Source organism: Pseudomonas sp. BAY1663 (assembly GCF_000582595.1).
GTDB lineage: Bacteria > Pseudomonadota > Gammaproteobacteria > Pseudomonadales > Pseudomonadaceae > Stutzerimonas > Stutzerimonas stutzeri_AF.
Genome location: NZ_AZSV01000170.1, coordinates 1 through 2674 on the forward strand (window position 1 = coordinate 1; position 2674 = coordinate 2674).

The 2674-nt window shown below is 69.9% G+C and carries 1 protein-coding gene and 2 pseudogenes; 1 reads left to right on the plus strand and 2 read right to left on the minus strand.

Features of this window, described 5'->3' with window-relative positions:
- Positions 1–679, plus strand: a pseudogene (locus tag BAY1663_RS22425) (AEC family transporter); the annotation flags it as partial.
- A 15-nt stretch (positions 680–694) separates the two neighbouring features.
- Here the strand turns inward: BAY1663_RS22425 and BAY1663_RS22430 are convergent.
- Together BAY1663_RS22430 and recD are read right to left on the minus strand one after the other, a co-directional pair.
- Positions 695–1147, minus strand: coding sequence for a hypothetical protein (locus tag BAY1663_RS22430; RefSeq protein WP_037045264.1), 453 nt, complete (start codon positions 1145–1147; stop codon positions 695–697).
- A 341-nt stretch (positions 1148–1488) separates the two neighbouring features.
- Positions 1489–2674: pseudogene (recD, locus tag BAY1663_RS22435) on the minus strand (exodeoxyribonuclease V subunit alpha); the annotation flags it as partial.

Below are 2674 nucleotides of genomic sequence, written 5' to 3' on the forward strand. Positions count from 1 at the left end.
GGCTCGGCCTGCTGGCCCTCAAGCGCCTGCGCGGCTGGCCGGCGGCGCGCTTCGGCGCGCTCACCCAGGGCGCACTGCGCTTCAATACCTACCTGGGGCTGGCCGCGGTCGGCAGCCTGTTCGGCAAGGAAGGCCTGGCGCTGGCGGCGCTGATGCTGGCGCTGATGGTGCCGACGGTGAACGTCATGTCGGTCTGGGCGCTGACCGCCGAACGCGGCGTCAGCGTGCGTTCACTGCTGCTGCCGATCATGAAGAATCCATTGATCCTGGCCTGCCTGGCCGGCGCGCTGGTCAATTTCTCCGGCCTCGGCCTGCCGGGCGGCAGCGATCGCCTGCTCGGCCTGCTGGCCGCCGCCAGCCTGCCGCTGGGCCTGCTCTGCGTGGGCGCGGCGCTGAAGCCGCAAGAGCTGAGCGGGGAAGTTCCGGCGCTGGGCTGGAACAGCGCGCTGCGTCTGGTGGCGGTGCCATCGCTGACCTATGCGGTGGCACGCCTGCTCGGCCTGCCGGAGATGGAGACCACCATCCTCGTGCTGTTCTTCGCCCTGCCCACGGCGCCGACCGCTACGTGCTGACCCGCCAGCTCGGCGGCGACAGCCACCTGATGGCCGGCATCATCACCCTGCAGACCCTGCTGGCCGCGGCGAGCCTGCCGTTGCTGTTGACGTTGCTCAACGGCTGAGAGCCTGAGGTGATTTCAGCGCACCACCTGGGTCCTGAGTAGCCGCAGCAGGCCGACAGCGATGGTCACGCCGAGCGCCAGCATGACCAGCATCGGGCCCAGATGGCCGACCAGTTCCTGCAGCCAGACCAGGCCCTGGCGCACCACGGCGATGCTGAAGCGCATGCGCCCGGTGTCCTCGACGACATAGGCGCCTTGCTGCCAGATCTCGTAGGCGGCGTGCAGCGGCAACAGCGCCAGTGGCAGCAGCAGCAGGCACAACCAGTAACCGGTACGCCGCCGCGGGCCCAGCAAGCCCCAGGGTTGGTAGAAGGCGCGGATCAGCTGGAAGAAACAGAACGCGTAATAGGCTGTCAGCAGCACGAAAAAGCCGCTGCTCAGCCCCGGCTCGGCCAGCGCCGCCAGGATCGCGACGCCGCCCAGCAGCAGGCTGAGCAGCGCCCAGATCGCGAAGAATATGCTTTTCATTCCCTGTCCTTTACCGTCGGTTCGCGGCAAAAGCGCATCGGAACAGAATTCGTCGGGCGATACGTTCAACCGCTTCACGGAAACGGGGTGAAGCGATCGGCGTTTCGATGATGGTGCCTGGGGTGTACGGCTAACGGACGCCGTAGGTTGGGTTGAGGAGCGAAGCGACGAAGCCCAACAGCTTCGTACCGATCCCGGTTGGGCTTCGCTGCGCTCAGCGCCAACCTACCCGGAACGCCCGACCGCTCGAACATCGGTGAGGCAGGCCGCCCAACGGGGATCGGAACGCTCGGCAAGCGATTTGCCTGCACAGGCCTGTCCCAAGCCAGCAACCACATTCCTTAGAACAGACTGAGCTGATCCACCGGCTCAGCGCCTGCCTCCGGCGCATCGGCGGGACGCTCTGTCGCCGCCAACGCCAGCAGCTCGGCCAACCCCGCCGCCCGCTCGGCGCGGGTGGCCACGGCCTCCTGCAGGCGTTCCGGCAATGCCCAGATCTCCACCTTGCGCTTGGCGCGGGTGATCCCGGTGTAGAACAGCGCGCGGGTCAGCAGCGGGCTCGGCTGCTCCGGCAGCGCCAGCAGCACCTCGGCGAATTCCGAGCCCTGGCTCTTGTGCACGGTCATGGCGAAGGCGCTGTCATGGCTCGGCAGCCGCGCCGGGGCGAAGCCGCGAAAGCCTTCGTCGCCCTCGAAGAACACCCGCAGGCCCTGCCCGGTCTGCAGGCACAGGCCGATATCGCCGTTGAACAGGCCCAGGCGTAGTCGTTCTGCCGTACCATCACCGCGCGCCCCGGATACCAGCGCTCGCGGCCCGGCACGCCGAGGCGGCGCTTGAGCCGCGCCTCCAGCGCCTCGTTGAGGCCGCCGACGCCGAAGGCGCCTTCGCGCTGCGCCGTCAGCGCGCGAAAACCATTGAACGCCGCGAATGCCCCCTCCGGCTCGCCCTGCCGCGCCGCCTGCAGGTAGGGCGCATAGCCCTGCTCCAGCCGCTCGACCAGCGCCACCGGGTTGGGTGCGGCGTTCCAGGCGAGGTCGTCGCGCGCTTCGCGCAGCAGGCTCGCGCAGCCCCTGGCGTCGCCGCCGTTGATCCGCCGCGCCAGTTCGCCGATGCCACTGTCGCCGGCGAAACGGTGGCTGTGGGTCAGCAGCAGCACCGCGTCGCCGAGGCGCGAGCGCGGCGCCTGCACCGGCACGGCCTGCCCGGTCAGGCGCTGCAGCTCGGCCGCCGCCTGCGCATCGAAACCGCGTCCTTCGCAGAGCTCGGCGAACACCGCGCCGGCTTCCACCGCCGCCAGCTGGTCCTTGTCGCCGAGCAGGATCAGCCGCGCCCTGGGCGGCAGGGCCGTGACCAGCTTGGCCATCAGCGCCAGGTCGACCATCGACGCCTCGTCCACCACCAGCACGTCCAGCGGCAGCGGATTGGCCGCGTCGTGGCGCACCTTCGGGCTGTCGCCGCGGCTGCCGAGCAGGCGGTGCAGGGTGCGCGCCTCGTCCGGCAGCGCCTGCTTCAGCGCGTCGCTGAGCG